Raw genomic sequence first — 26276 nt, forward strand, 5'->3', positions numbered from 1 at the left:
AGGTCAATTGGCCCTCAGCCGAACTGCCCATGACCGCCGCGAAGCCTGCTCTCGGAGAGAAACCGGACCGGACGAGCAGAGCGGTCGGACCGCGGATTTTGACCCGAAACGGACATTCGGCCGCATGGACCGGCGACAAAATGTAACTACGTTGATCTGTCATCCTGGTGGGTGCCGGATGAAGCGGAGAGAGTTCATTGCCGCTACTGCGGCGTTGCTACTTTCACCAGCGGTAGCGCAAGAGATCCGCCGCCGCATAGGCTTGCTCTTTGTCAATGAGCTGCCACCCGCTTGGCAGAGCGCATGGCTCGACGGCTTGCGAAACCACGGCTGGGTTGAGGGAAAAAATCTGACCTTTGAGTACCGATTTGCCCGATCCCAGGATCGCTTGCCTGCTATGGCAGCAGAACTGGTCGCTGTTGGTGCCGATGTTCTTATGGCCGGCAACCCACAGGCAGCTGTAGCCCTGAAATCGGCAACCGCCAGCGTACCGATCGTATTCGTGGGTGTGGCCGATCCCATCAGGATCGGCCTCGTCAATAACCTTGCGCGTCCGGGCGGCAACATCACAGGTCTCGCGACTTTCGTGCCGGGTCAGTTCATCAGCAAACAGATCGAAATATTGCGCGAGCTGGTTCCTACTGCCTCGAAAATCGCTGTGGTAGCCAACCCGGGCAATGCCATCCACAAGTTCGTATTGGCCGAGGAGTTGCCCCAAGCAGCCAGGAAATTAGGCTTGAATTTCGTGATTGTGGAGGCGGCGACTGCCGAGGAACTGGACACCGCCTTTGCCGCAGCCGCAGCACAGCAACCAGATGCAATCGTTCCTTTTGGTGATCCTTTGACCCTGCGCAATGCTCCGCAAGTTGCGGCGTTGGCGGCGAAGCATCGCCTACCGGCGATTTATCTCAGCCGACAATTTGCCACCCCTGCTGGATTGATTTCATACGGTCCCGATTACCCCGATTTGTTTCGTCGTGCTGGCGGCTATGTCGATAAAATCTTGAAAGGTAATAAACCTTCTGAATTGCCGGTTGAGCAGCCAACCAAATACGAGTTGGTGATCAATCTTAAGGTGGCCAAAGAGCTGGGTCTCACGGTCCCACCTACACTACTTGCTCGCGCCGACGACGTGATCGAATAGGGTGGCACTTCCGGTTATGGCCGATCTGCGAAGTTGCGACACATCTGTCGGAGGTCCGCTTATGGCGGTAGAGTGGACAAGATTTGCTCAACCTGAGTTCCTTCGCATTTCGACCCAAGGCCGACATGGCCGGGCATCATCTGAATGCGCGAGCACTTTCAGCCCCTATCGAAGCGCTAGTCTGCCCCGCTATGATGTCGGTTCGAGCAGGGGAAATGGGCATGAGGCGGCGGAGTTTTTGAACCCAGCGAACATGGATTATTTCATTCAATCTCACCGCAAGAGAGTACGTACGCTCGCCAAGTGGCTCGGCGTGATTGCTGCCGTTGTTTGGCTGAATCAACATAATGCCAGCGCTCAGGGGTTGTTGGCTGCCGCTACAGGCGCAAAGGATCTGACGTTTCCCGATTCGCCGTCTGCTAGCCCAGCAGACGGTTCACGTATGATCTTGCTCAAACCGAAGGGAGCCGGACCGTTTCCTGCGATGGTCCTGCACCACCAATGCGGCGGTCTGCGCACCAAAGGCGGCCCGAACAGGTCGATGGGCGCCTGGGCGCAAGCTGCGGTTCAGCAAGGCTTTGTAGTGCTTTTGATAGATTCCCTGGGACCTCGCGATGTCGATATGGTGTGTTTGGAAGCGAAGAAGGGCGTTAACTTTCCGCGCGGCGTCCGCGATGCTCTTCAGGCTGCTGATCACCTACGAGCCTTTCCATTCGTCGACAAGCAACGAGTCGCCCATGTAGGGTTTTCCTGGGGTGCAATGGTCGCGCTGCTAGGCAGCAGCAGCAATTGGCGAGCAGCTGCGCCAGGCAGTGAAGCATTTACAGCAGCTGTGGCGGTGTATCCGGGTTGCTTCTCAATCCAACCCAAAGCAGGCTCTCCATATGAAATCGTTCAGACCAAGATTGACCGTCCTACTCTGGTCTTGATGGGCGATAAGGATACCGAAACGCCGCCGGAAGAATGTATTCCCAAACTTCAAGCGGCAAAGAACGCCGGTGCGCCCGTTGAGTGGTACACCGTCCCGAATGCTACGCATTGTTGGGACTGTCAGCACCTGAACGGGTTCTCAAAGATCGATTTTCGTGGCACTAAAGTGATCTACCGATACGACCTAAGCGCAACCCGCGAGGCGCAGCGACGAATCTTCGCGTTTCTGGAAAAAACCTGGGGCACCGGCCGCTGACATCCAGATGCGCGACTTGAATGTCGCCTTCGGAACAGATGCGACGGAATTATCGGCAACTTACGCCCTTCGCATCAGCTTGAGCGAGGCCGCAAGCCGCAAGCTCCGCTTTCCCGCGAGCGTGATGCCTTCGAGCTCGCCGCTGTCCTCCGTGCAGGTCCCGGAGAAGAGGATGCCGACCTCGAGGCCGCCGAACACGGGGTTCTCGCCTTTCGCAGGGGTGTGCTCCTGGTTCAGCATCTCGCCCTTCCAGCGCCCATCCGCCGAGGAATAGTCGCCGAGACAGGCCAAGCCCCGATTGCGATGGCTTGATCGCTTCACCTACCGCTTTGTCGCCAGCACAAGAGCGGGTTGGTTCGCGCTATCCTCCGCGAGATGGACATCCATACCGACGCGTTGGAGCGCTGCGGATACGTCGGCCAGCGCGGGAAATGTGTAGATTTCCGGTGGGAACGACGCGATCGCTTTCGGGTCTGCATTCGTCCGGAACAGCAGTCCGAGACGGCCACCGGGCTTCAGCACACGCGCGATCTCGCGCAGCGACGTCTCGATATCCTTCCAGAAATAGAGCACGTGGACGCACTGGACCTTGTCGAACACGCCGTCCGGAAAGGGCAGCGATTCCGCGGTCGAGAGGACCAACTCCACGCGAGCGGCTTCGATGAGCGACCGGTTCCGTTGCGCAGCGATCTCAATCATCAGCTCGGAGAGGTCCAGCCCGACGATGTGGCCCCGCGGAGCTCTCGCCGCTAATTCCATCAGGCTGCGACCATGACCGCATCCGATATCGAGCACCTCATCGTTCTGCTCAATGCCAAGCGCACCCATCACGCGCAAATTCTGGCCCCAGGTCTCGCGCGCCATTAAGAAGGCAATGAGTCGGCCGAGGAGGCCGCGGGCATTCCGCGCATGTTCGGCGATGAACTGAGGACGACGCATCGAGAATTCCAGTGCTCCAAATACTAGCTGGCAACGTTGCCTTAAGTCTGCAGAACTGGCTCGCCGGAATTGAAACGCAGCTTGTCGTTTCTGAAATATCTCCGCAGAATCAGTGCGCTGAGGCGGCGGCGTGCAGCGGCAATTTGCCATGGCTGCTTAAATAGGTCCGGCCTCCCCGTCTCACGCAATTCGCATTATCACATTGCTGAAGAAGGACCGCGAGCGGGTTTGATTGGAGACTCCCGCGAACTTGCTGACATTCGGACGAGGCCTGAGGTCTGCTTCAGCTCACGAAGCGGGCACCTGAGCCAATGAATGTGCGTCCTACGCCCGTCGCATCAGCCTGAGCGAGGCCGCAAGCCGCAGGCTTCGCTTCCCCGCAAGCGCGATGCCTTCGAGCTCGCCGCTGTCTTCGGTGCAGGTCCCGGAGAATCCGATGCCGACCTCGAGGCCGCCGAACACGGGGTTCTCGCCTTTCGCAGGGGTGTGCTCCTGGTTCAGCATCTCGCCCTTCCAGCGGCCGTCCGCCGAGGAATAGGCGCCGAGATAGTAGAAGAACGCATCGCCGCCGAGGATGCGCCCGTCGATCAGCAGCATCACGCCGGACAGTCCAGCATCGACGCCGTCGAGAGCGCGCAAGCCCATCCCATAGAGCCCGTTGGCGATGCCGCCCGGTCCGACCGTTCCGCTCGGCGGCAAGCCTTCGTCGTCGAGGCGCGTGAGATTGGCCCAGAACCTGGCGCCGGGCATGGTGTCCGCGCCGCCCTCGAGACGGATCTGGTTGCCGTAGAGCCGGCCACGCGCTCCGATCGAGGCGACGTCGGCGCCCATCAGCGGCTTGTAGCTGGGGTCGAGGTTGTGCCGCTCGGTGATGACCTGGGCGATGATCTCGCCGTCGCGCTCGACATAGGTACCGAGATGCGCGAAGCCAGAATTGCCGCCCAGCATCCTTCCGTCGTGCAGGCACATGATGCTGCAGCCGAACCCATCGTTGACGCCGTATTCAACCTTGTAGAGCCCGTCCAGCAACGTCTTGAACCTGCAAATCGAAAATGAATTGCGGGCTACCTAGCACCGACGCCACAGCGAAGCCATCGGCTTTTGCGCGCATCGCCACCCCGGGGACCTCCGCCCGCCGTGATGCCATTATGCCCCTGTTTTGCCCGACGGGTCAAAACTTCACTTCGTAAAACCCGCAGTCAATGATTTCAGGGACTTGGCTACTGTGCATGGGGTCGTTTTGGAGGTTTGTTTGCCGGCCTCCGAAAAAAGCTCCTCGGCCGACCGGTGCCAGGCTCGAACCTGCCCCCACGGACGCACGACCAATCGCGCATGGACACGCAATCAGCCGAAGACGAGCTCAGCGCGATCATCGCCGGCGCCGCGAAGCAGCCGCTGCTCGATGCCGCCTACGCGCTCTGGCGCCAACGCTACCGTCTGGAGGCCATCGCGGGCCGCCCCACCGCCGAAGAGGTGCGGGTCAATCGCACCTTCTCGCCGGAGGAATTCATCATCCAGTACCGCCATGAACGCGCCCACGCCCATGAAGGGCCGATGTTCGGCTATGTGAAGCGCGCTCATCCGCGCGCCGACGATCAGGCGATCCGGCAAGCCATCATCACGGCGGTCAAATTCGAAGACGCCTACAACAAGCACTTCGACTGGAACGGCGATTTCGAGGATTGCGTGGCGCGCGCGGTGAAACAGGCCGCGCGGAAATATCCGCATTATCTCGAGACCACCTACCGCGATGCCCGCAACGATCTCGCCTACTACATGAAGTGAACTAGAGCATGATCCGGAAAAGTGTGAAGCGGTTTTCCGAAAAGATCATGCTCAAACAATAGGCTAAAGCGCGATGACGATTCATCCTGATCGCATCGCGCTTTAGAAGCACAGCGTGGTGACCAGCCTGCCCTGCTTGTCCTTGATCGCATAGGGACAGCGAATGCGCTCCAGCGCCTTCTTGGCATCCTCGTCGCCGAGCGCGGCGGCGCGCTCGTAGTAGGCCTTTGCGGCGTCCTTGTCCTTCGCACCGCCGCGCCCCTCCTGCGCGAAGGCGCCCATCCGCTCCAGCGCGCCTGGATGGTTTTGCGCCGCCGCCTTCTCGAACAGCGCGCGCGCCGCGACATCGTCCTTTGCGCCGCCATCGCCTTCAGACAACATCAGGCCGAGCTGGTACTGCGCTTCCGCATTGGTCTCGGCGGCCTTGCCGAGCAGCGCACGGGCTTGGGCGGGATCGGCCGGCGCGGCGCCACCTGCGCCACCGAGCGCTGCGAGATTGCTGACGCCGCGCGGGTTGCCGGCCTGCGCCGCCTTCTCGAAGAGCTTACGCGCCTGCGCCTCGTCCTTGGCGACGCCCGAGCCGGTGGCGTAGGTAACACCGAGCTCGACCATGGCCGCACTGGATCCCTTGTCGGCCGCCTTGCGCCAGACCGCGATCGCCTCTGCGGTCTGCCGGTTGGCCGCATAGGCGCGGCCGAGTGCGAACATCGCACGCCGCGAGGAATTTGCCGCCTGCTTGCAGAACTTGACCGCGGTCGCGATGTCGGCGGAAGCGATCTCCGCGACGCCCTTCACGTCGCCCGGCTTGTCGGGATCGCTGGGATCGGCGGCAAGACGGTCGCACAACACGAGATCGGCTGATTGCGCCTGCGCCGTCAGGGGCGCGGCGAGCGCAAAGAGCATGGCAAGGAGGAAAGTCCGCATGATCGTCACGTTGCGTCTGTGGCCCGGCAAATTCAAGGCTCAAGTCGGTTCGCGTCTGCGATGGGTGGCTCAGGCGCGATGCATCAGCTTGAGCGCTGCGGTCAGGCGCAAGCTCCGCTTGCCGGCCAGCGCGGTTGCCTCCAGCACCGCCTGCTCCGCGTCGTAGCTGCCGGAGAAGCCGATGCCGACCTCGTGGCCGCCGAAGATCGGATCGTCCTTGGCCGGCGTGTGCTCCTGGTTGAGGATCTGGCCCTTCCAGCGTCCCTTCGCGGCGGTGTAGCTGCCGAGATAATAGAAAGCCGCATCGCCGCCGAGGATGCGGCCCTGGTTGAGCAGCATCACTCCGGTCAGTCCGCCGTCGAGGCCGTCGAGCATGCGCAAATGGATGGAGTAGAGACCGTCGCTGATGCCGGCTTCGCCGACGCCGCCGGCGATCGGCACCTCCTCGTCCGTGATCGGCGTCATCAGCGACTGAAACGGCACGCCCGGCAACTCCTTGAGCTCGCCTTTGAAGCGATAGAGATCGCCGTCAGCCCAGCCCTTCGCGATCAGGGTTGCGTCGTCGGTGCCTGCCATGGCGCGGTAGCTCGGATCGGGATTATGGCGGACGGTCTTGATCACGATGTCGACGCCCCTGTCGGTCTTCTCATAGGTGCCGATATGGGCGAAGGCCGAATTGCCGCCGAGCATCTTGCCGTCGCCGGCATGCATCACGCTGCGGCCGACGGTATCGCCGAGCTGAAATCTGACTTTGTAGAAGCCTTCAATCACCAGCCGTGTCCCCGGCCCTGCGCGCATCCGGATGCACTCTATCCCGCTTTCGGCGGCGATGGACAAGTTTCGCGGCGCCCGGGTCGGCAGGCACAGGAACGGTTGTCATCAAAATGCAAAAATCCGCCGGAGCCTTCGCTCCGGCGGATTGAATGCCAACCCGGGCCAGCCCCCAGCCCGGGCCGGGAGGATCTTAGGCCGCGGCCTTCTTGTCGGTCGGCACGGACGAGATCGTCTTCAGGATCTGCGAAGCGATCTGGTAGGGGTCGCCTTGCGAGTTCGGACGGCGGTCTTCCAGATAGCCCTTGTAGCCGTTGTTGACGAAGGAGTGCGGAACGCGGATCGAAGCGCCGCGGTCGGCAACGCCGTAGCTGAACTTGTTCCACGGCGCGGTCTCGTGCTTGCCGGTCAGACGCTTGTCGTTGTCCGGGCCGTAGACGGCGATGTGGTCCATCAGGTTCTTCTCGAAGGCGGCCATCAGCGCCTCGAAATACTCCTTGCCGCCGACTTCACGCATATAGGCGGTCGAGAAGTTGGCGTGCATGCCCGAGCCGTTCCAGTCGGTGTCGCCGAGCGGCTTGCAGTGGAATTCGATGTCGATGCCGTACTTCTCGGTGAGGCGCAGCATCAGGTAGCGGGCCATCCACATCTGGTCGGCAGCGGTCTTGGAGCCCTTGCCGAAGATCTGGAATTCCCACTGGCCCTTGGCGACTTCCGCGTTGATGCCTTCATGGTTGATGCCGGCAGCCAAGCACAGGTCGAGATGCTCTTCGACGATCTTGCGGGCGACGTCGCCGACGTTCGAGTAGCCGACGCCGGTGTAGTACGGGCCTTGCGGCGCGGGATAGCCGGCGGTCGGGAAGCCGAGCGGACGGCCGTCCTTGTAGAAGAAGTATTCCTGCTCGAAGCCGAACCAGGCGCCGGAATCGTCCAGGATGGTGGCGCGCTTGTTGGACGGATGCGGGGTCTTGCCATCGGGCATCATGACTTCGCACATCACCAGCACGCCGTTGGTGCGCGCACCGTCCGGAAACACCGCGACCGGCTTCAGCACGCAATCGGAGCTGTGGCCTTCGGCCTGCTGGGTGGAGGAGCCGTCGAAGCCCCAGAGCGGAAGCTGCTCGAGCGTCGGGAACGACGCGAATTCCTTGATCTGAGTTTTGCCGCGCAAGTTCGGAGTCGGCGTATATCCGTCGAGCCAGATGTACTCGAGCTTGTACTTGGTCATTGAGCCTCTCTGTAGATGATGCGAAAGGTTGGGGGCCCGGGAGGGCCCCCGCACGTTTGTACCCGGCCATCATCGGCCAGCCTTTCCCAAGCATTTCGCGTGCCAAAAGGCCGCAGTACGGGCGGTTTTCCACCGCTTCCGCCTCCTCTTCGCCACAGACGGGCCCTCCACGGCACCGTGCGTCATAGCCGCGCACCTTGGCGCGAAGCTGCGCTGCAAAAATCCGGCGGAAAACGCCCGATTTAGAAGCAGCGGACGCCGACCGCGCATTGCCGATGAAACGCGCATCAACGTCCGGTAACTTTCGCAAACTCCCCCACCCCTCCTCAGCAACCTTCGGAATGGCCCACGCGTTGGTCAGCGGTAGCGTGCCTTGGAGGATGCAGAAGGCTTCCTGCCTACAAATTGAGCGGAAACTGATTTCCTTTTCAGCACTTTCCAATCGGGGATGAGCGGCCGATATGGGGATTCCAGTAACCACAATCGAACGAGTCGGGCGCACCATGGAGGCCAAGGCGCTTCGACCAAGGAGAATCGCAATGATGAACAATGGTCTGAGTCACGGATCTGCAAAGATCTACCAATTCCCCGTCGGCGGCCGTGCGGCCCTCGCCGGACGCCGCTATGGCGAGACCCGCCTTCCCGCCGATCAGGCTTCGCTGCCCGCGAACGTCTCGATCTGCAGCGACAGCTGGTATCACCAGGATGCGGTCGACGAAGCCAAGCCCAAATGGGAACGCTGATGCCAGCTGCTGGTCTGACAGTGCCGGGCTTTCGCAAGCGGCAGCGGCAGTTTGAAAAAGGGTCGAAACAACGGCGTTTCGGCCCTTTTTGATTCCAGGCGCGCCCGCGCCTAGATCCCGGGCTTGTCGACCACCGCGCAGGCCGTAACCGGCCGCTTCAGGTGTTTGACCGTAGCGGGCCCGGTCTTGGGAATCCTCAGCGTGACTCCCGCCCCCGAATAGCGCATCCCCGAAACCGCCAGCCGCTTGGCGAGCGTAACCGGCTGGCCATCGATCTGGACGAAGGCCCGCTTGTCGTGGTCATAAAAGCCCAGGATGAACTGAGTACCATCGGCGCAGCGGTAGGTTTGGAAGGTCTGCGCATCGGCCTGCCGCGCACCGAGCATTGCGCCCGCCAGCATGCTGACCGTCAAAACAATGGCCTTGTGCCGGCCCATGATCGCCCCCTGTAATAGACCGCAAGGACGCCAAACGTGCATCCGGTGGAACCATAACCCAAGCTGATCCCATGCAAGACTCCTCCCTGAAGGACTCCCCCGCCCGCCATCTCGCCCTTCAGGGTGCGAGCAATTTCCGCGACCTCGGCGGCTACCCGACCATTGATGGCCGCACCACACGCTGGCGGCACATCTTCCGCTCCAACCATCTCGGCCAGCTCACCGCTGCCGACATCGAGGTCGTCCGCGCGCTGGGCGTGCGCAGCGCGTTCGATTTCCGTGGCCTGGAGGAGCGCGCGGCCGGCATCTGCGTCGTGGACGAGATCACGGTGCATTCGCTGCCGATCGAGCCGACCGTCGTGGCCGGGCTGCGCGCCGAGCTCGCGAAGGGCACGCTGACCGCGGCCGTGGCGCTCGAGCTCATGCGCGAGTCCTATCGCAATTATGTGCGCCACAACACGCACAGCTTCCGCGCGCTGTTCGGTCATTTGCTGGAAGATCGCGCGCCGCTCGTGATTCACTGCACCGCCGGCAAGGACCGCACCGGCTTCGCCAGCGCGCTGATCCTGCATGCGCTCGGCGTGGCGGACGAGGTCATTGCCGAGGATTATCTCTTGACCAACCGGCACTACAAGCGCGACCCGTCGAACGTCTTCGATCTGCCCGCCGACGTCCTCGACGCGATCGGCAGCGTCGAGGCCTCGTACCTTGCGGCCGCTTTCGAAGCGGTCGGCAGCGAATATGGCGATCTCGAAACCTATTTGCGCGACGGGCTCAAGCTCGGCACGGCAGAGCGAGACGCGCTGAAGGCGCGCTATCTGCAAGCATAGGGCGGCTGTGCCGGGAGAACGATCATGCAAGGCAAAATCTTGATCGTGACGGGCGCAGGCGGCGCGCTCGGCCAAGTAGTCGCGGAAACGGCGCTGGTACGCGGCGCGCGCGTGGCTGGCATCGATCACGCGTCTTCGCAAACCGCCGCAAGCGCTGACCACATCGACATCGCGGGCGTTGACCTGTCCGACCCAGCGCAGGCGAAAACGGCCGTCGATGCGGCGGCAAAGCATTTCGGCCGGCTCGACGCATTGATCAACATCGCCGGCGGCTTTGCCTTCGAGACCGTCGGCGACGGCGATATCGCGACGTGGCAGCGCATGCATGCGCTGAACGTGCTGACCGCGCTCAACGCCTCGCGTGCGGCGTTGCCGCACCTTGCCAAGTCCACGGCCGGCCGCATCGTCAATATCGGCGCCATGGGCGCACTGCAGGCCGGCAACGGGATGGGCCCCTATGCCGCGTCGAAAGCCGGCGTGCATCGCCTGACCGAGGCCCTCGCAAACGAGTGGAAGGGCAAGGTTACCGTCAACGCGGTGCTGCCCTCGATCATCGACACCGCGGCCAACCGCGCCGACATGCCGAAAGCCGACTTTTCCAAATGGGTGACGCCCCAGGAGCTCGCCGAAGTCATCCTGTTCCTCGCCAGCGATGCCGCGAGCGGCGTCACGGGCGCCCTAATCCCCGTCGGTGGACGGATGTAATCGCGTTCCGATTGGAACGTTAGAGACATCGGCTCGGATTCAATCAGGGCCAAGAAGGCTCTAGACTGTCCACAACTGATTCTCCGATCGGACGTCCCTTGGAAACCGCGCTTTACCTGCCCGTCAAACGCTTCCTCGAAGAGCTCGGCTTCACGGTCAAGGGCGAGATCGGTGGTTGCGATCTCGTCGGCCTCAGCGCGGGCGATCCGCCAGTGGTGGTGATCGGCGAGCTCAAGCTTGCCTTTAATCTCGAGCTGATCCTGCAGGCGGTCGATCGCGCGCCGGCCGGTGACGAGGTCTGGATCGCAGCGAAGATGTCCGCGCGCGGCAAGGGACGCGAGAGCGACGCACGCTATCGCAATCTCTGCCGCCGCCTCGGCTTCGGCATGCTCGGCGTGACCGATCGCGGCCAGGTCGAAGTGCTGGTGAAGCCGCCGACCGCGGCGCCGCGCCGCGAGCCGAAGGTGCGCTCGCGTCTCGTCGCCGAGCATCAGCGCCGCCAGGGCGACCCCGTGCTCGGCGGCAGCACCCGCGCACCGATCATGACGGCCTATCGCCAGCAGGCGCTGGCCTGCGCGTCGGCTCTTGCCGAAGGGCCGAAGCCGGTGCGCGAGCTGCGCGAACGCTGCCCCGATGCCGGCAAGATCTTACTTAACAATGTGTATGGCTGGTTCGAACGCACGGAGCGGGGAATCTACCGGCTCACCGAAGCTGGACACGCCGCCCTGAAACGTTGGCCTCAGCAACGGGTGGAGGTCGGCGCAGGTGCTGCGTCACCGCTGTGACACCAGACCGGTGCATAGCTGAGATGCCGCACCGATTTCATATTGCAATGCAACATTGGCGGCACTAGGTATCCCGGCATCAAGATGAGGCCGTTATGAGCGCAGACTGGAATACCAAATATGGCACGCGGCGCGTCCGCCACGATCCCCCGACCCTGGACGAGGCGATCTTCGCCGCTGTCGGCATCACAGACGACCAGGCGCAGCAGGCCGAGATCGCCGCAGCCTTGATGGGGATGCCGCTCGACGTCGTCCAGGCCGAGGTGAAGAAGCAGGCCCGCTCCAACAGCCGCATCACCGCCACCCGCGTGATCGCCGGCGAACAGGGCGCGCAGCGCTCCGTCGTGGTCGAACGCCGCGTCGTCCGCCGCTTCGGCGCCGGCACGCGCAGCTGAGCATTCCTTTCATCGCACCGAACACGAAAGCGGACCGGCCTGGCCGGTCCGCTTTTTGATTCCTGTCCGCAATTTCCCGGTTATGCGGCGCGATTGCCGTACATGCTCGAGATCAGCTTCCAGCACGTGCTGTTGAAGCTGAGAAGCGCGCGCCCGGCCGTGAACGGCGAGGCCGCGAGATCGGCAAGCTCGGCCTCGGGCGTCTTGGCGAGGTCGATCGTGCCGGTCGATTCACCATGGCGGAAAGCCAGATGGGCCCCGAACTTCCTGGCGAGCGCCCGCATCGCATGATTGTCCGCGCCCGTCGTGATGCGCAGCTGCTTGTAGCCCTTCCAGCGGGCCTCTGCGATCAGGCGGCGGAACAGCACGGTGCCGACGCCCTGGCGGCGCGCGGAGGCTTCCACGCTGAAGGCGACCTCCGGCAAGGAACCGTCCTCCGGCGGGTGCAGCTCGGCCGCGCCGCGCACCACGCCTTCGACGATATAGGCAACGATGACGGTGCCGTCCTCGGCACAGCGGGCGGCGTAGCGCTCGATGAAGCTGTCGTCGAGAAAGCCGTTGAAACGGTCGTGCCGGCTGCCGGCATCAAGCCTCAGCAGGTGATCGCGCAGGAGCGGCAATTCTTCCTGCTGGATCAGGGTCCGCACATAGCCGGGAACGGTACGGACGGTGTCTTCAAGTACCACGTCAGAACTCCTCTTGGTGTCCCTCGAGGAGGCGTTCGAATCCCTAGGCCTCCTATATTGTGCATCGCACCATGATTTTCAAGACGGAGACCTGCCCAAGTTTCGGGCACCGAAGCGACCAATTCGTTAATAAAATCAAAGTCCCGTAGTTTCACAGGACCAGCTGGGTCTGGGTCACCACCGCAACCAATTTGCCGTCCTCGGTTTCCAATCTGGTGGTCCAGACCTGGGTCCGCCGCCCTCTGTGCACCGGGGTCGCGGTGGCGATGACCGTGGCCCCCTCCTTGGCCCCACCTATGAAATTGGTCTTGCTCTCCAGCGTGGTCGTCCCCTTGGCGTCCTCGGGCAGATTGATCACGGTCGCCGCCGCGCCGACGGAATCGGCCAGCGCCATCACGGCCCCGCCGTGGATGGTGTGGTAAAGCGTGCAGAGTTCGGGCCGGACTGTCATCCGCGCCACCACGTGGTCCTTCTCCGCCTCGACAAACTCGACGCCCTTGAGTTCGGCGAACGGCATCTTCATCGCTTTAAGTTTCTCGAGCGGCGTCATCGGATCTCCTCCCAACTTCTTGTTGGCTCAACGTGAATTGCTTCAAGCCGCAAAGCAATGACGTCCGAGGTAATGGCGATGCTGACATCGGCGCGCAGAGCCGGGAAGCGCTGCACTGCGTCCGGGGCACGAGACCACCCTCACGTGACTGCATGCACGACCTGATACTCCGGCCGTCGCCACACCTCCCCTGAAATCACCTCTTCGACGATCTCCGCGGCCCGCACGATCTCGCTCTCGCCGATGTACAGCGGCGTGAGGCCGAAGCGCATGATGTCGGGCGCGCGAAAGTCGCCGACGACACCGCGGGCGATCAGGGCCTGCATCGCGGCGTAGCCGCCGGCGAAGGCGAAGGAGACTTGCGAGCCGCGCCGCTCATGGTCGCGCGGCGTCACGAGCTTGAGTTGCGGACAACGGCGCTCGACTTCACCGATCAGGAGATCGCCCAGCGCCAGCGAACGCGCACGAACCTCCTTGATATCGACCTTGTCCCAGATATCGAGCGAGGCCTCCAACGCCGCCATGGCGAGCACCGGCGGGGTGCCGACGCGCATGCGCTCGACGCCGCCCGCGGACGCATAGGCAAGCTCGAAAGCAAACGGTTTTGCGTGGCCCATCCACCCCGACAGCGCGGCGCGCGCGCCGTCGGCATGGCGCGGTGCGACATAGAGGAAGGCCGGCGCGCCGGGGCCGGCGTTGAGATATTTGTAGGTGCACCCCGCGGCGAAATCGGCGCCGCTCCCGGCGAGATCGACCGGCAGCGCGCCGGCGGAATGGGCGAGATCCCAGACCGTGACGATGCCGAGCGCATGCGCTTTCGCTGTCAACTTCGCCATGTCGTGGCGGCGGCCGGTGCGGTAGTCGACCTCGGTGATGTACAGAACGGCGATCTCCTCAGACAATGCGTCCTCGATCTCCTCCGGTGCTACCAGGCGCAATTGATGGCCCCGTCCGAGCGTCGCGATCAGGCCTTCGGCCATGTATAGGTCAGTCGGGAAGTTACCGGTATCCGACAGGATCACCTTGCGCGAGACGCTCATGTCGAGCGCGGCAGCTAGCGCCTGATAGACCTTGAGCGACAGCGTGTCGCCGACCATGACCGAGCCGGCCTCCGCGCCGATCAACCGCGCGATGCGGTCGCCGACATGGCGCGGCTGCACATACCAGCCTGCACTATTCCAGGCGCGGATCAGCTCGTTGCCCCATTCCTCGGTGATCACGCGGTTGACACGCTCGGCAACGCCCAGCGGCAGCGCACCCAGCGAGTTGCCGTCGAGATAGATCACGCCGTCAGGCAAATGGAACAAGGCTCTGGTATCGTCGTAGACGCGAAGCCGGGTCATGGACATCCCTACAGAATCGTACGCACGCGCCAGAGTTCGGGAAACAGTTCGACCTCGAGCATGCGCTTGAGATAGCTGACGCCGCCAGTGCCGCCGGTGCCACGCTTAAAGCCGATGACGCGCTCGACCGTGGTGACGTGGTTGAAGCGCCAGCGCCGGAAATAGTCCTCGAAATCGACCAGCTTCTCGGCCAGTTCGTAGAGCATCCAGTGGGTTTCCGGCGCCTCGTAGACGATCCGCCAGGCCTGCAGCACGCCTTCGTTGAAGCTGTGGGTTTCGCGAACGTCGCGCGCCAGCACCGCAGCAGGCATCTTGAGCCCGTTGCGGTCGGCAAGCCGCAGCACCTCGTCATAGAGGCTCGGCGTCGCGAGCTCGGCTTCGAGCAGCTTGATCGTCTCCGCATCGTGCGCGTGCGGCTTCAGCATGGCGTGGTTGCGGTTGCCGAGCAGAAATTCGATCAGCCGGTATTGCCGCGACTGGAAGCCCGAGGATTGTCCAAGCTGCGAGCGGAAGCGGGTATACTCGCTGGGCGTCATTGTGCGCAGCACGTCCCAGGCCCCGTTCAGCTGCTCGAAGATACGCGACATTCGGGCCAGCATCTTCATCGCGGGTTGCACCTCATCCCGTGAGATCGCACGGCGCGCAGCCGCGAGCTCGTGGATGGCGAGCCGCATCCACAGTTCCGTGGTCTGATGCTGGATGATGAACAGCATCTCGTCATGCGCCTCCGACAGCGGATGCTGCGCACCGAGGATCGCGTCCAGCGCGAGATAATCACCGTAGGACATGCGCCGGGTGAAATCGGTCTCGGCGCCTTCGCTTGTGGGATCGTAATCGCTGGACGTCATGGCTGGCCCCTCTCGATCGATCGTCCCTGGCCTCATTCATCGAGGCCGATCAGGCGCGCGGTGATCTGTGACGACTGATCCTTGAGCCCGTCGATCACCGTGAAATGGTTGAGGCCGGGCTCGACGACGAGGTGCGTCGGCACGTCGAAGCCGGTCCAGATGTTCGCCATCAGATCGGACTGGCGGATGAATTCGGGCCGCTCGCTGCCGCCGACCCAGGCCGTCACTGGCGAACGCCCTCGTGGCAGATGCAGCGCCGCGCTTTCCAGCGTCGCCTCCTCCATCGTCATGCGCAGCGTCTCGTTCATCCCCGTCTTCAGGAGCGGACGCAAGTCGTGCAGGCCGCTGATCGAGAGCGTACCGGCGATGCGGTTGTAGACGGCGGACTCGAGCCGGCTGTCGCCGCACAGCATGCGTGTGACGAGATGGCCGCCGGCGGAATGGCCGGCGAGCCGGATCGGCCCCGAGACGAGCGATGCCGCTTTGGCGATCGCGGCGGTGATCTCCGCAGTGATATCGGAGATGCGGGCAGCTGGTGCCAGTGTGTAGCTCGGCAGCGCCACCGTCCAGCCATGGTGCCGCGCACCTTCGGCGAGATCGGTCCAGGTCGATTTGTCGAAGCGCATCCAGTAGCCGCCATGGACGAAGACGACGAGACCCTTGCTGTCGCCGTCAGGCAGGATCAGATCGAGCCTCTGGCGCTCGCCGGCGCCGTAGGCGATGTCGGGGCGAAATTCCTTCAGCCCGGCGCGGTAGGCCGCCGCCCGCTCCGCCCACAGAGCCGGCAGCTTGTCCGAGCCCGGGATGTGGGCCGAATTGGCGTAAGCGTCATCCCAATCGCGCATTGTTGCTCCCGAGGACTAACCGAACGCCAGTCTGCCACCGGTCAGGGCGGCATCCTAGTCTTTCTTTTAAGCTTAAAGGATTGAGGGAGAGCCGGTGGATTGGGCAGCGACCGCTACGAGCTGAGCTGTCGCAGGGTGGGCAAAGCGGAGCGTGCCCACCATCTTGGTTCATCCGAGAGAAAGGTGGTGGGCATGGCGCAAGTGCGCCTTTGCCCACCCTACCGCAGTGGCGATGGGGAGACCGCTACGCCTTCTCCACGCCGCACCATTCCGCGATGAACAGCGCCATCGCCTTGGTCGCCTTCTTCAATGACTCCAGGTCGACGAACTCGTTGAAGCCGTGCATCTCGCCTCCGGTGGCGCCAAAACACAGACTCGGGATGCCGTGGTTGAGGCCGTAGAAGCGCGTGTCGGTCAGCGCCGTGAAGACGAGGTCCTCTGGCGTACCGCCATAGACCCTGTTGAAGGCCTTCCCGAACGCAGCCTCGGGCTCCGCGGCGTTGGTCAGCTCATAGCCTTCCGACAGGAAGCCGGACCATTCGACCTGCGGCGGATTGTTGGCGAGGAAGCGGTGGTTGCGCGAAGCGGCGGCGACGCAAGCCATGATCTCCTTCTGGTGATCGGCGATCGACCAGCCCGGCAACACCGCAATCCGGCAGTCGACATCGCACCAGGCCGGCACGCTCGAGGCCCAGTCGCCGCCCTTGATGATGCCGGCGTTGAAGTTGACGGGATGGTCGAGCGTCTTGAAGTGACGGTCGGCCTTGGCCCGCTCGTTCCATTCGATCTCGAGCTTTTGCAGCGCCTGGATCAGGTGATATGCCGCCATGATCGCGTTCGCGCCGGAGCCTGCGAAGGCAACGTGGGTCGGATGCCCCTTCACGCGGAGGCGGAACCAGATCACGCCGACCTGGGAGCGCACCATCTTGCCGCCGGTCGGCTCCGGAATGAAGCAGGCGTCCGCACGATAGCCGCGTTGCAGCGTCGAGAGTGCGCCGACACCGGTGCTCTCCTCCTCGATCACCGATTGGAAATGGATCCGCGCCGTCGGCCTGAAGCCCGCGGCCTTGATCGCGTCCAGCGCATAGAGCGCACCGATCGTCCCGGACTTCATGTCGCAGGCACCGCGGCCGAACATCTTGCCGTCCTTGATGACGGGCGCGAATGGCGGTGTTTCCCACAATTCCAGCGGACCGGCCGGCACCACATCGCAGTGCCCTTGCAGGATCAGCGACTTGCCGCCATTGGTTCTCGGACGGTAAGTTCCCACCACGGATCGCGCCTTCGAGAAATCGTGCTCGATCGGACCGAAGCCGCGCAGGTCCTTCAAATCCTCGACGTCGATATGCCAGTCGTCGACCTCGTAGCCGCGTTCGCGCAGGAGATCGCCGATCATGTCCTGGCATGGTCCCTCCGCCCCGCGGGTCGAAGGGATCGCGACGAAATCGCGGGTGGTTGCAAGCTGAGCCTCGAAGCCGCTGTCGACGGCGTCAAGAATCCTCTGCTGCGTTTCGGCATTCATTCGGGCGACTCCAGACATTCCAATGGTCCCAGGGAGCGCGCAAACTAGCCGATTTCAGCCGTTCGGGTACTCCAGAAAATATGCATCCCGCAATGCATCTTCGAGCAGCCGGCCTTCGGAATAGCCGTTCAGAGTCGCAGGCCGGCTGACACCATCGAGCAGGCGCGGGCACGGTTCGGGGGCGCCGAGCACGGTGCGGACCGGAATGCGCTCCGCATAGATCGGCAGCGCATAGTCCTCGTCATCGTCGGCGACGCCCTTGGCGCGGATCTTGGCCGAGGCTTCCTCGATTTCCATTGCGATGAAGGACGTCGCCTTGATTTCCTGCGTGGTGCTCTGTCGCAGGCCGGCGGTGCGATCCGGGAAGAAGCGATCGACCATCGCGATCAGCGCCCGCTCCTTCTCATCGGGGTCGGTGACGAGATAGGCTGTGCCGAACGCCATCACGGCGCGGTAGTCGGCGGAATGGTTGAAGCCGCAGCGTGCCAGCACGAGGCTGTCGAGATGGGCGACCGTCAGGCAGACGCGCTCGCCCTTGCTCTGGTTGCGTAGCATGCGGCTGGCGCTCGATCCGTGCCAGTACAGCCTGGTGCCCTCGCGCCAGAAGAAGGTTGGCGTGCAATAAGGCTGGCCGTCGATTGCGTAGGAGACGTGGCACAGCATCGAGGAATCCAGGATGCGGTGAACCGTGTCGTGATCATAGAAGCCGCGGTCGTGCCGGCGCTTCACCTGGTTGCGTGCCGATGTCGGATAGGAATTCGAGGTCTCGGTCTGGCTCACGGCCGCTCCTGCTCGGATGGAAGAAATCCGGAGCAGTTGTAGCGGCGCATTTGGTCTGCGATAGTTCCAATTCCATGCGAAAAATTCCGACCAATTCGTCGTCCCGAACCACGCCCGAGCTTCCGCTCGATCTCAGCGGCCCTCACGTCACGGCCGGCGCTTCCGCCGCGCACCGGCTCTATCAGGCGCTGTGCGAGATGATCGTCTCCGGCCTGGTCAGGCCGGGCGAGCCGCTGCCGCCGTCGCGGACGCTGGCCAGGCAGACCGGATTCCGCCGCAACGCCGTCGTCACCGCCTATGAGCGCCTGATCGCCGACGGCTTTGCCGACGCGACGGTCGGCTCCGGAACGTTCGTCGCGGCACGTATCCCCAAGCGCGCCGCCGAGCCGAACAAGCCGAAGGTCGTTCTCGAAGCTCCAAAGCAGGGCGCGTTTGCGCTTGGCTGCACCCATATCGACGAACGCGCCGTGCAGCGTTTTCGCGCTTTCGTCGGCCGCCGCATGCGCGCATTCGGAACCGAGCACCTGCATTACGGCGACCCTCGCGGCAGCCGCGAGCTGCGCGTTGCGATCGCCGACCATCTGTTGTCGGCGCGGGGGCTGCGTTGCGATCCCGACCAGATCATGCTGACCTCGGGCACGCTGCACGCGCTGCGCATCGTGCTGAGCGCGATCCTGAAATCCAGCGACCAGGTCTGGTGCGAGGACCCGGGCTATCCCGCCGCGCGAAAAACCATCGTCCATTGCGGTTATCGCACTGTGCCTGTCGCGGTGGACGAGCACGGGATGCGCGTCGCCAAAGGCCGCATCGCGGCACCGTCCGCGCGCGCGGCCTACGTTACGCCGTCGCACCAGTTTCCACTTGGCGTGCAGATGTCGATGCCGCGACGGCTCGAGCTTCTGGACTGGGCCAAACAGGCCGGCGCATTCGTGCTCGAGGACGATTACGACAGCGAGTTCCGTTATGACGGCGCGCCGCTGATGTCGCTCGCCGGCATCGATCGGCTCCAGCGCGTGATCTATCTCGGCACCTTTGCCAAGACGCTGTTTCCGGGCCTGCGCATCGGCTATTGCGCGCTGCCCGAACGCCTGATCGCGGACGTGACGACGGCGCGGGCGGCGCTCGACCGCTTTCCCGGCACGCTGATGGAGGGCGCGGTGGCGGACATGCTCAATTCCGGCGCCTTCGCCGCGAATCTGAAGCGCGTGCGGAAACTCTATCGCGAGGCGCGCGACGTGCTCGCCGAGAGGCTGGAAGTCGCATCCGGTGGCGCGCTTTCGGTGCCGGTGCCCTCACAAGGCCTGCATCTTGTCGCCCGGTTCGATCCTGCCGTCGATCCGGCGGTGGCGGCGCTGGCCAAGCAGGCGGCCGGCGCCGAAGGCTGGCTATTGGCCGACACCTATTCGCGCGGGCGTCCCCTGCCCGGCTTCGTGCTGGGATTTTCCGGACATCCCGTGCCGCAGCTCGTGGCGTCCGCGGAACGTCTCGCGAGGGAATCGCGCGCAGCCTTGGCCGCAAAAGGAAAACCGGCCCGCCGGGCCTGACGAAGCTTCACTATCAGAATCGCCCGCCGCTCCCTAGATTGCGGCATCGATTCCGGGACCTCACATCATGCTGCTGCGCCACGCGACCTGCCTCTCGCTGCTGATCTCCATCGCGCTTGTCTCGACGGCACCCGCTGCCACAGTCGGACGCGAGCAGGACATCGGCGATCTGAAGCTCGGCCAGCGCGTGCTCGTGGATGACGGAACCTGCCCCGCCGGTCAGCTCAGGGAAGTGCGCGGCGCGAAGATGACCGACAAGGGAGTCTCGCGCACGAGTTCCTGCGTGCCCCGGCACGGACCGAAAACGAAGTAAGGATCCGGGACTATTTCGCCGGATCGAACATGCACTGCAGGGTCGGTTTGGCGATCTTGGTGAAGGTCGGGCCGATCTCGCTGTGCTTGGAGGCCGGTACCCAATCGGTCTCGATGGTGGGCACGCCGGTCTCGCTGATGCCGCGCAGCAGCGCTTCGCGCAGATCGCGATCCTCGACGGCCGCGGCGGCGTGATCGTGCAGGCAGCCGCAGACCGCTTCCGGATGCTGCCAGCGCCCGAGCATGTGCGGCGCACACTGGCGCACGAATTCGCCACGCGGATCGGGTAGCCTGGAAGGTGAGCGGACCTGCGCCTGAACGGAGTTGATCGTCAGAAGGGACACGAACGCTGCGGCGCAGAGACGAAGCAACATGATAGTTTTGCCGGCTGTTTCGTTGTGTGCAGTCAGAAGCGCGCGGCGACCATGATCGGCTGAGCGGCCGGAACCGCAACGGGCGAGCCGCTGTACTGGAAGGTACCGACACCGGGGAGATTGCCGTCGGGCGCACCCGCCAACGAGGAGCCGGCGAGCACGAAACCGAAAGCAAGGATGAAGCTGAGCGCGCGCATGATCTGTGTCCCAATTCGATTGCCGGCGGTGCGCCGTCGTCGTTATGAGCCTGATAACCACGGGCGGTTTCGCGCGTGATGCGCGAAAAACTGAAAATGGTTTCGTCTTCGTGAGAATTGTTTCGTCCCGGCCACGGCGACGAAACAATTCTCGGAAAATGCCAGTTATTTCAGATAGGTCTGGCGGCAGGCCAAAGTCGCCTGCCAAGTTCCGGCGCCGGCACGGACGTGCACCCCGCCCAGGCGTTGTCACGCGGCCGCCGCGCGCGCTTCACATGCATTTTACGTTTTTCTGCTGAAAGGGCGGCAAAAGAAGGCTGGATCCTGTCGAACCGGAATTGGTTCAGCAACGACCCAAGCCATCGAAACCGAGACGCCCGGATCATCGGGCGCATTCACGTGAGGGATGGCCATGATGGCGGGAAATCGCGCAACGCCGCGCGATGAAAATCCACCGACGGAGCGCGCAGATCAACCGATCATTCGCGGCAGCACCGGCGCAATGGCGCTGCAATCGAGCCGCGGCCTCGAGGCGGCGCCGCAAACGTTCGTGCGACTGACCGGATCGCGCCTTGCGACGCCGCGCGATCGCCGCCGGGTGAACGCGAGCGCGTTGCAGGAGTGAACGCGGAGCGCCTCATTGCGTGAAGAACTCGCCGCACTTCTGGACGTTTGCGTCCGCCGGTCCCCACGGCATGATCGGCACGGTCGAGGTCGAGTTCTTGGGCGAGCCTTCGATCAGCTTGTCTGAATAGACCATGTAGACCAGCACGTTGCGCTTGGCGTCGCAGCCGCGCACGATCTGCATCTTCTTGAAGAACAGCGACCGGCGCTGGCGGAACATGTCGTCGCCCTGCTCCATTTTGTGCTTGAACTTGACCGGACCGACCTGGCGGCAGGCCAGCGAGATGTCCGAGACCTCCTCGGCAAGGCCGAGCCAGCCTTTGAAGCCGCCCTTCTCCGGCACCGTGAAATGACAGGCGACGCCTTCGACTTCGGGATCGTCGAGACCATAGGTCGCGAGCTTGTCGTTCGGGCTCATCCATTTGAACACGGTAGAGCGGCGGAAGATCAGATCAGGTTCGTCGGCCGCAGATGCCGAGGCCATTGGCGCGGTCAGAGCCAGGAGGAATAAAGCGAGGCCTTTCAGACGGATGCTCGAAAGACCGGGGAAACGAGATGACATGAAGTTCTCCGCTAACAAGTCCCCGCAATGTAGGAACGCAAGCGGCGGTCAGGAAGGCGGCAGAGGAGCGGACCCGGCCGCCGTTTACCGCTCCGTGAGGCTTTTTTGCTACGCCTTGGACAAAAGTAGCTGATGGCAGAACCGCGCTGCTGGTGAACGCGTATCCCCTTTGCGAGACTAACGTCTGATTTGGATAATGGATTCGAGGATGAACAGCGTGAACGGGTGGGGTTCGCCTGCCAAGCCGGCACGGCTGTGGCAGGTCGCCATGTTGACGGCGGCGGGTGCGATCGGCGCAACCAGCGAAGCAAACGCAGCATTTTATTACTGGACGGACTATTCCGACCGGCCCTACTACGCCCGGCCGAACCGGCTTCCCGAAATACCGCGCCAGAAGCCGCAAAAGCGCGGCGCCGCAAGCAAGAAGGACGTCGTTGTCGAGAAGGAAGCCGGCACCAAGCCGCAAGGGCCACTCGTCATTGTCGTCTCGATCGACCGGCAGAAGATGACGGTCTACGACAAAGCCGGCGTGTTCGCGGAATCACCGGTGTCGACGGGCATGAAGGGCCACTCGACGCCGATGGGCGTGTTCAGCATCATCCAGAAGCACAAATTCCACCGTTCCAACCTCTATAGCGGCGCGCCGATGCCGTACATGCAGCGGATCACCTGGTCCGGCGTCGCGATGCATGCTGGCGCGCTGCCGGGCTATCCGGCCTCGCATGGCTGCATCCGCATGCCCATGGCGTTCGCGATGAAGATGTGGAACTGGACCAGGATGGGCGCGCGCGTGATCGTGGCGCCCGGCCAGGTGTCGCCGCAAAGCTTCTCCCATCCCGTGCTCGCCTCCATGCGCGTGCCGCCGCAGCCCGCCGCGAGCCTCGCGCCGCAGACCAATGTCGCTGACAAGGCCGATAAGGGCACGACCGAAGCCAAGCCGGTCGAGACCAAGACGGCCAGCGCCGACAGCGTGGTCGAGCTGCGCACCTCGGTCGGCCACACCGTGTTGTCGGACGTGACCACCGGCCATGCGGCTGCGCGCGAGGAAGCCGCGGCGACGGCCGACGAGGTCAAGACGGCCGAAGCGGCCAAGCCTGCGTCCGAAGACGCCGCCAAGCCGGCGACCGAGAACAAGCCTGCCGACAAGGTCGACCCGGTCAAAACGGAAGCCGCGAAGGCACCCGATGCGCCGGCGCTCGCCACCGCACCCGATGCAAAGAAGGACGAGGGCCGCCTCACCGATCCTGCGCCGGCGGCAAAGCCGGACACACCCAAGCGGGCCGGCCAGATTGCCGTCTTCATCAGCCGCAAGGATTCCAAGCTCTATGTGCGGCAGAATTTTGCGCCGCTGTTCGAGGTGCCTGTCACGATCGCCGCGAGCGACCGGCCGCTCGGCACGCATGTCTTCACCGCCGAGCTCGACAAGGCCGATGCCAACACGCTGCACTGGTCGGTGGTGTCGCTGCCCGTGTCCGCCCGTTCCGTGGCGCGCGAGGACGACAACCGCGTGGCGCGCCGCCAGCGCGGTGCCGCCGTGATCCCCGTCGCCGCAAAACCGGTGGTGACGCCGGACAGCCCAGCCGAAGCCCTCAACCGCATCTCGGTCCCCACTGAGACCATGGCGAAAATCAACGAGATGCTGACGTCAGGCGGCTCGATCATCGTCTCCGACCAGGGCATCAACCAGGGCGAGACCGGCGAAGGTACCGACTTCATCGTCCGCCTGTACTAGCTCTCTCGCAGGACCGATAACGCGGTGTTGACGCGCGAGGCCGCAGTGGCGGAGTAATCTGCCCTCGGATCATCTCGGGGGACGCCGTCATGATGAATCGCAGAACCGTGCTGAGCGTCACGCTTGCGGGCGCGTTCGCGCCTGTCACGCGCGCCCTCGCTGATGGCGCCATGAGCCGGATCTCGGCCTACGCCTTCTCCTTCCCCGCATTGTCAGGCGACGACATCCGCCTCGCCACGTTCACCGGCAAACCGCTGCTGGTGGTGAACACGGCCTCGCTCTGTGGCTACACGCCGCAATATGCCGGCCTGCAGGAAATCTGGAACGAGTTTCGCGGGCGCGGGCTCACCGTGATCGGCGTGCCGTCCAACGATTTCGGCGGCCAGGAGCCCGGTGGCAGCAGCGAGATCACGCAGACCGCACACCACCAATATGGCGTTACCTTCCCGATTACGGCCAAGGCTGCGGTGGTCGGTGCGCGGGCGCATCCCTTCTACAAATGGGCCGCGGAAGCCCGACCGAAGGAAGTTCCGCGCTGGAACTTCCACAAATACCTGATCGGCCGCGACGGCTATATCGCCGAGGTATTTCCATCCGCCGTCGAGCCGGCCGACACGCGGATCAAGACCGCCATTGCAAGGGCCCTGGCCGACACTTGACTCACGTGCACGACTCAAGTGCACGCCATCCGGCTGGGCACAATTGCGACGCGGCATCAAACAGCCGTTGCAATGGCGATGGCCCACCATCTAGGCTAGGATTGTTTTGGGCAGGACGGTTTTTGCCGCAGGCGAAAAGCCACGGCGGAACAACGGGATCAATCTCGAGGGACATCACCATGCGCGTGGCGGCAGGACTGATTTTAGCAGGTGCGATGTCGGTGGCGCTCTCCGGCGCCGCATGGTCGCAGACGCCGGCCGCGAAGCCCGCGGCCGCACCGCAAGCCGCGCCGACGGCAACACCGGCGGCTGCAACGTCCCCTGCAGCTCCAGCGCCCGCAGCAGCGGCCGCGGCGCCGGCGGGTTTCGTCAATCCGCCTCCGCCGAAACAGCCGCCGCAGCCGGCCCGCGCGGCCTGCAACACACCGGGCGCACTCGGCGTCGCCCGCACCGTCGAGATCGACACCACGGGCGGTCCCGGCTTCGGCTTCGAGCATTTCAAGGAGCTCGACTTCCTGCGCGACAAGGAGGTCGTGCTGACCTTCGACGACGGCCCCTGGCCGCGCAACACGCCCGCGGTGCTGAAGGCGCTCGCGGACGAATGCACCACCGGAATCTTCTTCATCATCGGCAAGCACGCGACCTACGAGCCGGAGGTCCTCAAGCAGGTCTACGCAGCCGGCCACACCGTCGGCGCCCACACTTGGTCGCACGCCAACCTCAACAACAAGAAGCTCAACGAAGCGCAGCGCAAGGACGAGATCGAGAAGGGCTTTGCGGCGGTGAAGTGGGCGCTCGGCGGCATCTCGCCCGCGCCGTTCTTCCGCTTCCCGGCGCTGCAGCATCCGCCCGAGATGGTCACCTATCTCGGCAACCGCAATGTCGCGAGCTTCTCCTGCGACATCGACTCGTTCGACTTCAAGGCTTCCAAGCCCGAGAAGATCGTCGAGACCGTGATGAAGAAGCTCGACACCAAGGGCAAGGGCATCATCCTGATGCACGACTTCCAGAAGCACACCGCGGAGGCCCTGCCCGAGCTGCTCAAGCGGCTGAAGGCCGGCGGCTACAAGGTGGTCGCGATGCGCGCCAAGTTCCCGGCCTCGACGCTGCCGGAATACGACCAGGAGCTGCTCAAGGATCTCAAGCTGCCGACGGTGAGCCAGCGCCCGGTCAATTCGGTGGTGACCACCGTTTCCGAATAGCCGTCGCACTTGTCTTTCCGTATCGAAGGCTACGTCATCGTCTCCGCGGACGGCATGCTCGCCGATCCGTCGCACATCATGCCTGAGACGTTGAAATTCGAAGGTGACAAGCGGTTCTTCGAGCAGGCGCTCGATCGCGCCGCGCTGATCGTGCACGGCCGCAACTCGCACGAGCAGCAGCCGAATTCGGCCAGGCGCAGGCGGCTGATCCTGACCCGCAAGATCAGGGACCTCACCGTCGATCCCGAGATGCCGAACGCGACGCTGTGGAATCCTGAGCATGCGAACTTCGAGCAGGCCTGCGCCTTCGCCGACGTCGCATCCGGCATGGTCGCCGTCATCGGCGGACCGGTCGTGTTCGACCTGTTCATGGACCGCTACGACACGTTCTGGCTGTCGGAGGCTCCGCATGTGCGGCTGCCCGGCGGCGAGGGCTGCTTCGTCGGCGTGCCCCAGCGGACGCCTCACGAGGTGCTGGCTGCGCACGGGATGAGGCCGGGTGCGCCCTACCTCCTCGACGCGGCGCATGAAGTGACCGTGACCCCGTGGCGGCGGGGGTAGCCTGCCGGCAGTGGCGGCGCTTACGCCGGCTCCGACCCAAACTGGAAAAACAACCCCATGCAC

General features: G+C 63.8%; 31 protein-coding genes and 1 pseudogene. 15 read left to right on the forward strand and 17 right to left on the reverse strand.

What is annotated here, in order from left to right; all coding sequences use genetic code 11:
* The first annotated feature begins 178 nt into the window (after nt 1-178).
* Together I6F16_RS02135 and I6F16_RS02140 are read left to right on the forward strand one after the other, a co-directional pair.
* Complete coding sequence (locus I6F16_RS02135) at nt 179-1144, forward strand: ABC transporter substrate-binding protein (protein ID WP_225114123.1); 966 nt, start codon at nt 179-181, stop codon at nt 1142-1144.
* A gap of 253 nt (nt 1145-1397) precedes the next feature.
* Nucleotides 1398-2330: a dienelactone hydrolase family protein gene (locus I6F16_RS02140; protein WP_225114124.1), complete on the forward strand. Its 933-nt coding sequence runs from the start codon at nt 1398-1400 to the stop codon at nt 2328-2330.
* A gap of 60 nt (nt 2331-2390) precedes the next feature.
* Here I6F16_RS02140 and I6F16_RS02145 read toward each other — a convergent pair.
* From I6F16_RS02145 to I6F16_RS02155, 3 genes and pseudogenes are all read right to left on the reverse strand, one after another.
* Nucleotides 2391-2612 (reverse strand): annotated as a pseudogene (locus I6F16_RS02145) (GrlR family regulatory protein); the annotation flags it as partial.
* A 39-nt stretch (nt 2613-2651) separates the two neighbouring features.
* On the reverse strand, nt 2652-3269 hold the full coding sequence (locus tag I6F16_RS02150; protein WP_225114125.1) for a class I SAM-dependent methyltransferase: 618 nt from the start codon (nt 3267-3269) through the stop codon (nt 2652-2654).
* A 324-nt stretch (nt 3270-3593) separates the two neighbouring features.
* A complete protein-coding gene (locus tag I6F16_RS02155; protein WP_225114126.1) occupies nt 3594-4298 on the reverse strand; it encodes a hypothetical protein in 705 nt (234 codons plus the stop codon).
* Nucleotides 4299-4601: 303 nt separating this feature from the next.
* Between I6F16_RS02155 and I6F16_RS02160 the strand changes: the two genes are divergently transcribed.
* Complete coding sequence (locus I6F16_RS02160) at nt 4602-5054, forward strand: hypothetical protein (RefSeq protein WP_036022783.1); 453 nt, start codon at nt 4602-4604, stop codon at nt 5052-5054.
* A 102-nt stretch (nt 5055-5156) separates the two neighbouring features.
* Here the strand turns inward: I6F16_RS02160 and I6F16_RS02165 are convergent, their stop codons facing one another.
* From I6F16_RS02165 to I6F16_RS02175, 3 genes are all read right to left on the reverse strand, one after another.
* On the reverse strand, nt 5157-5978 hold the full coding sequence (locus tag I6F16_RS02165; protein ID WP_225114127.1) for a tetratricopeptide repeat protein: 822 nt from the start codon (nt 5976-5978) through the stop codon (nt 5157-5159).
* A gap of 69 nt (nt 5979-6047) precedes the next feature.
* Nucleotides 6048-6749, reverse strand: coding sequence for a GrlR family regulatory protein (locus tag I6F16_RS02170; protein WP_225114157.1), 702 nt, complete (start codon nt 6747-6749; stop codon nt 6048-6050).
* A gap of 193 nt (nt 6750-6942) precedes the next feature.
* Nucleotides 6943-7977: a glutamine synthetase beta-grasp domain-containing protein gene (locus I6F16_RS02175; RefSeq protein WP_036000382.1), complete on the reverse strand. Its 1035-nt coding sequence runs from the start codon at nt 7975-7977 to the stop codon at nt 6943-6945.
* A gap of 539 nt (nt 7978-8516) precedes the next feature.
* On the opposite strand from I6F16_RS02175, the gene I6F16_RS02180 reads away from it, so the two are divergent.
* Nucleotides 8517-8720, forward strand: a complete 204-nt coding sequence (locus I6F16_RS02180) for a DUF2735 domain-containing protein (protein WP_036022780.1) — start codon at nt 8517-8519, stop codon at nt 8718-8720.
* Between the two features lie 110 nt (nt 8721-8830).
* Here the strand turns inward: I6F16_RS02180 and I6F16_RS02185 are convergent, their stop codons facing one another.
* Complete coding sequence (locus I6F16_RS02185; protein WP_225114128.1) at nt 8831-9157, reverse strand: MliC family protein; 327 nt, start codon at nt 9155-9157, stop codon at nt 8831-8833.
* 86 nt (nt 9158-9243) lie between these two features.
* Here I6F16_RS02185 and I6F16_RS02190 point away from each other — a divergent pair, with 86 nt between their 5' ends.
* The 4 genes from I6F16_RS02190 to I6F16_RS02205 all read left to right on the forward strand — a co-directional run bounded on the left by I6F16_RS02190 (nt 9244) and on the right by I6F16_RS02205 (nt 11872).
* Nucleotides 9244-9987 carry a tyrosine-protein phosphatase gene (locus I6F16_RS02190; protein ID WP_036022792.1) on the forward strand — a complete coding sequence of 248 codons (744 nt, stop codon included), beginning with the start codon at nt 9244-9246 and terminating at the stop codon, nt 9985-9987.
* 24 nt (nt 9988-10011) lie between these two features.
* Nucleotides 10012-10692: an SDR family oxidoreductase gene (locus tag I6F16_RS02195; protein WP_225114129.1), complete on the forward strand. Its 681-nt coding sequence runs from the start codon at nt 10012-10014 to the stop codon at nt 10690-10692.
* A 98-nt stretch (nt 10693-10790) separates the two neighbouring features.
* Nucleotides 10791-11477 carry a DUF2161 family putative PD-(D/E)XK-type phosphodiesterase gene (locus tag I6F16_RS02200; protein WP_057029000.1) on the forward strand — a complete coding sequence of 229 codons (687 nt, stop codon included), beginning with the start codon at nt 10791-10793 and terminating at the stop codon, nt 11475-11477.
* A gap of 95 nt (nt 11478-11572) precedes the next feature.
* Nucleotides 11573-11872, forward strand: a complete 300-nt coding sequence (locus I6F16_RS02205) for a hypothetical protein (RefSeq protein ID WP_036000395.1) — start codon at nt 11573-11575, stop codon at nt 11870-11872.
* Between the two features lie 80 nt (nt 11873-11952).
* Here I6F16_RS02205 and I6F16_RS02210 read toward each other — a convergent pair whose 3' ends face one another.
* The 7 genes from I6F16_RS02210 to I6F16_RS02240 all read right to left on the reverse strand — a co-directional run bounded on the left by I6F16_RS02210 (nt 11953) and on the right by I6F16_RS02240 (nt 18446).
* Entirely contained in the window at nt 11953-12558 is a 606-nt protein-coding gene (locus I6F16_RS02210) for a GNAT family N-acetyltransferase (protein WP_036000398.1), read from the reverse strand.
* A gap of 151 nt (nt 12559-12709) precedes the next feature.
* On the reverse strand, nt 12710-13108 hold the full coding sequence (locus I6F16_RS02215; RefSeq protein WP_225114130.1) for a PaaI family thioesterase: 399 nt from the start codon (nt 13106-13108) through the stop codon (nt 12710-12712).
* Between the two features lie 140 nt (nt 13109-13248).
* Entirely contained in the window at nt 13249-14451 is a 1203-nt protein-coding gene (gene kynU / locus I6F16_RS02220) for a kynureninase (protein WP_225114131.1), read from the reverse strand.
* 8 nt (nt 14452-14459) lie between these two features.
* The gene (gene kynA, locus I6F16_RS02225) at nt 14460-15299 is read right to left on the reverse strand and encodes a tryptophan 2,3-dioxygenase (protein ID WP_036033884.1); all 840 of its coding nucleotides are present in this window, start codon (nt 15297-15299) and stop codon (nt 14460-14462) included.
* A gap of 32 nt (nt 15300-15331) precedes the next feature.
* The gene (locus tag I6F16_RS02230; protein WP_225114132.1) at nt 15332-16144 is read right to left on the reverse strand and encodes an alpha/beta hydrolase; all 813 of its coding nucleotides are present in this window, start codon (nt 16142-16144) and stop codon (nt 15332-15334) included.
* Nucleotides 16145-16388: 244 nt separating this feature from the next.
* The gene (locus I6F16_RS02235) at nt 16389-17666 is read right to left on the reverse strand and encodes an ArgE/DapE family deacylase (RefSeq protein ID WP_225114133.1); all 1278 of its coding nucleotides are present in this window, start codon (nt 17664-17666) and stop codon (nt 16389-16391) included.
* Between the two features lie 54 nt (nt 17667-17720).
* Nucleotides 17721-18446: a pyridoxamine 5'-phosphate oxidase family protein gene (locus tag I6F16_RS02240; RefSeq protein WP_225114134.1), complete on the reverse strand. Its 726-nt coding sequence runs from the start codon at nt 18444-18446 to the stop codon at nt 17721-17723.
* Nucleotides 18447-18520: 74 nt separating this feature from the next.
* Between I6F16_RS02240 and I6F16_RS02245 the strand changes: the two genes are divergently transcribed.
* Both I6F16_RS02245 and I6F16_RS02250 read left to right on the forward strand, forming a co-directional pair.
* Nucleotides 18521-19990: a PLP-dependent aminotransferase family protein gene (locus I6F16_RS02245; protein WP_225114135.1), complete on the forward strand. Its 1470-nt coding sequence runs from the start codon at nt 18521-18523 to the stop codon at nt 19988-19990.
* 67 nt (nt 19991-20057) lie between these two features.
* Nucleotides 20058-20303 carry a DUF6719 family protein gene (locus I6F16_RS02250; RefSeq protein ID WP_225114136.1) on the forward strand — a complete coding sequence of 82 codons (246 nt, stop codon included), beginning with the start codon at nt 20058-20060 and terminating at the stop codon, nt 20301-20303.
* 10 nt (nt 20304-20313) lie between these two features.
* Here the strand turns inward: I6F16_RS02250 and I6F16_RS02255 are convergent, their stop codons facing one another.
* Together I6F16_RS02255 and I6F16_RS02260 are read right to left on the reverse strand one after the other, a co-directional pair.
* Complete coding sequence (locus tag I6F16_RS02255; RefSeq protein WP_036022768.1) at nt 20314-20676, reverse strand: hypothetical protein; 363 nt, start codon at nt 20674-20676, stop codon at nt 20314-20316.
* Between the two features lie 32 nt (nt 20677-20708).
* Nucleotides 20709-20873, reverse strand: a complete 165-nt coding sequence (locus I6F16_RS02260) for a hypothetical protein (protein WP_167361658.1) — start codon at nt 20871-20873, stop codon at nt 20709-20711.
* A gap of 415 nt (nt 20874-21288) precedes the next feature.
* Here I6F16_RS02260 and I6F16_RS02265 point away from each other — a divergent pair, with 415 nt between their 5' ends.
* Nucleotides 21289-21498: a hypothetical protein gene (locus I6F16_RS02265; protein ID WP_311735374.1), complete on the forward strand. Its 210-nt coding sequence runs from the start codon at nt 21289-21291 to the stop codon at nt 21496-21498.
* 12 nt (nt 21499-21510) lie between these two features.
* On the opposite strand, the gene I6F16_RS02270 is transcribed toward I6F16_RS02265, so the two are convergent.
* A complete protein-coding gene (locus tag I6F16_RS02270; RefSeq protein ID WP_036000425.1) occupies nt 21511-22059 on the reverse strand; it encodes a CreA family protein in 549 nt (182 codons plus the stop codon).
* Between the two features lie 208 nt (nt 22060-22267).
* On the opposite strand from I6F16_RS02270, the gene I6F16_RS02275 reads away from it, so the two are divergent.
* The 4 genes from I6F16_RS02275 (at nt 22268) to I6F16_RS02290 (ending at nt 26213) form a co-directional block, all read left to right on the forward strand.
* Entirely contained in the window at nt 22268-23791 is a 1524-nt protein-coding gene (locus I6F16_RS02275; RefSeq protein WP_225114137.1) for a L,D-transpeptidase, read from the forward strand.
* Between the two features lie 89 nt (nt 23792-23880).
* A complete protein-coding gene (locus I6F16_RS02280; protein WP_036022762.1) occupies nt 23881-24450 on the forward strand; it encodes a glutathione peroxidase in 570 nt (189 codons plus the stop codon).
* 179 nt (nt 24451-24629) lie between these two features.
* Nucleotides 24630-25652 (forward strand): polysaccharide deacetylase family protein, encoded by a 1023-nt coding sequence (locus I6F16_RS02285; RefSeq protein WP_225114138.1) that lies wholly within the window; start codon nt 24630-24632, stop codon nt 25650-25652.
* Nucleotides 25653-25661: 9 nt separating this feature from the next.
* Entirely contained in the window at nt 25662-26213 is a 552-nt protein-coding gene (locus I6F16_RS02290) for a dihydrofolate reductase (RefSeq protein WP_225114139.1), read from the forward strand.
* The last annotated feature ends 63 nt before the right edge of the window (nt 26214-26276 follow it).

It is taken from the genome of Bradyrhizobium sp. IC4060 (genome assembly GCF_020193715.1).
GTDB classification, from domain to species: domain Bacteria; phylum Pseudomonadota; class Alphaproteobacteria; order Rhizobiales; family Xanthobacteraceae; genus Bradyrhizobium; species Bradyrhizobium yuanmingense.

Excerpts from the sequence above, each read along its gene's own strand:
- I6F16_RS02135 (WP_225114123.1), top strand. The coding sequence starts at position 179 with ATGAAGCGGAGAGAGTTCATTGCCGCTACTGCGGCGTTGCTACTTTCA.
- I6F16_RS02140 (WP_225114124.1), top strand. The coding sequence starts at position 1,398 with ATGGATTATTTCATTCAATCTCACCGCAAGAGAGTACGTACGCTCGCC.
- I6F16_RS02150 (WP_225114125.1), bottom strand. The coding sequence starts at position 3,269 with ATGCGTCGTCCTCAGTTCATCGCCGAACATGCGCGGAATGCCCGCGGC.
- I6F16_RS02160 (WP_036022783.1), top strand. The coding sequence starts at position 4,602 with ATGGACACGCAATCAGCCGAAGACGAGCTCAGCGCGATCATCGCCGGC.
- I6F16_RS02165 (WP_225114127.1), bottom strand. The coding sequence starts at position 5,978 with ATGCGGACTTTCCTCCTTGCCATGCTCTTTGCGCTCGCCGCGCCCCTG.
- I6F16_RS02175 (WP_036000382.1), bottom strand. The coding sequence starts at position 7,977 with ATGACCAAGTACAAGCTCGAGTACATCTGGCTCGACGGATATACGCCG.
- I6F16_RS02180 (WP_036022780.1), top strand. The coding sequence starts at position 8,517 with ATGATGAACAATGGTCTGAGTCACGGATCTGCAAAGATCTACCAATTC.
- I6F16_RS02185 (WP_225114128.1), bottom strand. The coding sequence starts at position 9,157 with ATGGGCCGGCACAAGGCCATTGTTTTGACGGTCAGCATGCTGGCGGGC.
- I6F16_RS02195 (WP_225114129.1), top strand. The coding sequence starts at position 10,012 with ATGCAAGGCAAAATCTTGATCGTGACGGGCGCAGGCGGCGCGCTCGGC.
- I6F16_RS02205 (WP_036000395.1), top strand. The coding sequence starts at position 11,573 with ATGAGCGCAGACTGGAATACCAAATATGGCACGCGGCGCGTCCGCCAC.
- I6F16_RS02215 (WP_225114130.1), bottom strand. The coding sequence starts at position 13,108 with ATGACGCCGCTCGAGAAACTTAAAGCGATGAAGATGCCGTTCGCCGAA.
- kynU (WP_225114131.1), bottom strand. The coding sequence starts at position 14,451 with ATGACCCGGCTTCGCGTCTACGACGATACCAGAGCCTTGTTCCATTTG.
- kynA (WP_036033884.1), bottom strand. The coding sequence starts at position 15,299 with ATGACGTCCAGCGATTACGATCCCACAAGCGAAGGCGCCGAGACCGAT.
- I6F16_RS02230 (WP_225114132.1), bottom strand. The coding sequence starts at position 16,144 with ATGCGCGATTGGGATGACGCTTACGCCAATTCGGCCCACATCCCGGGC.
- I6F16_RS02235 (WP_225114133.1), bottom strand. The coding sequence starts at position 17,666 with ATGAATGCCGAAACGCAGCAGAGGATTCTTGACGCCGTCGACAGCGGC.
- I6F16_RS02245 (WP_225114135.1), top strand. The coding sequence starts at position 18,521 with ATGCGAAAAATTCCGACCAATTCGTCGTCCCGAACCACGCCCGAGCTT.
- I6F16_RS02250 (WP_225114136.1), top strand. The coding sequence starts at position 20,058 with ATGCTGCTGCGCCACGCGACCTGCCTCTCGCTGCTGATCTCCATCGCG.
- I6F16_RS02255 (WP_036022768.1), bottom strand. The coding sequence starts at position 20,676 with ATGTTGCTTCGTCTCTGCGCCGCAGCGTTCGTGTCCCTTCTGACGATC.
- I6F16_RS02260 (WP_167361658.1), bottom strand. The coding sequence starts at position 20,873 with ATGCGCGCGCTCAGCTTCATCCTTGCTTTCGGTTTCGTGCTCGCCGGC.
- I6F16_RS02265 (WP_311735374.1), top strand. The coding sequence starts at position 21,289 with ATGGCGGGAAATCGCGCAACGCCGCGCGATGAAAATCCACCGACGGAG.
- I6F16_RS02270 (WP_036000425.1), bottom strand. The coding sequence starts at position 22,059 with ATGTCATCTCGTTTCCCCGGTCTTTCGAGCATCCGTCTGAAAGGCCTC.
- I6F16_RS02275 (WP_225114137.1), top strand. The coding sequence starts at position 22,268 with ATGAACAGCGTGAACGGGTGGGGTTCGCCTGCCAAGCCGGCACGGCTG.
- I6F16_RS02280 (WP_036022762.1), top strand. The coding sequence starts at position 23,881 with ATGATGAATCGCAGAACCGTGCTGAGCGTCACGCTTGCGGGCGCGTTC.
- I6F16_RS02285 (WP_225114138.1), top strand. The coding sequence starts at position 24,630 with ATGCGCGTGGCGGCAGGACTGATTTTAGCAGGTGCGATGTCGGTGGCG.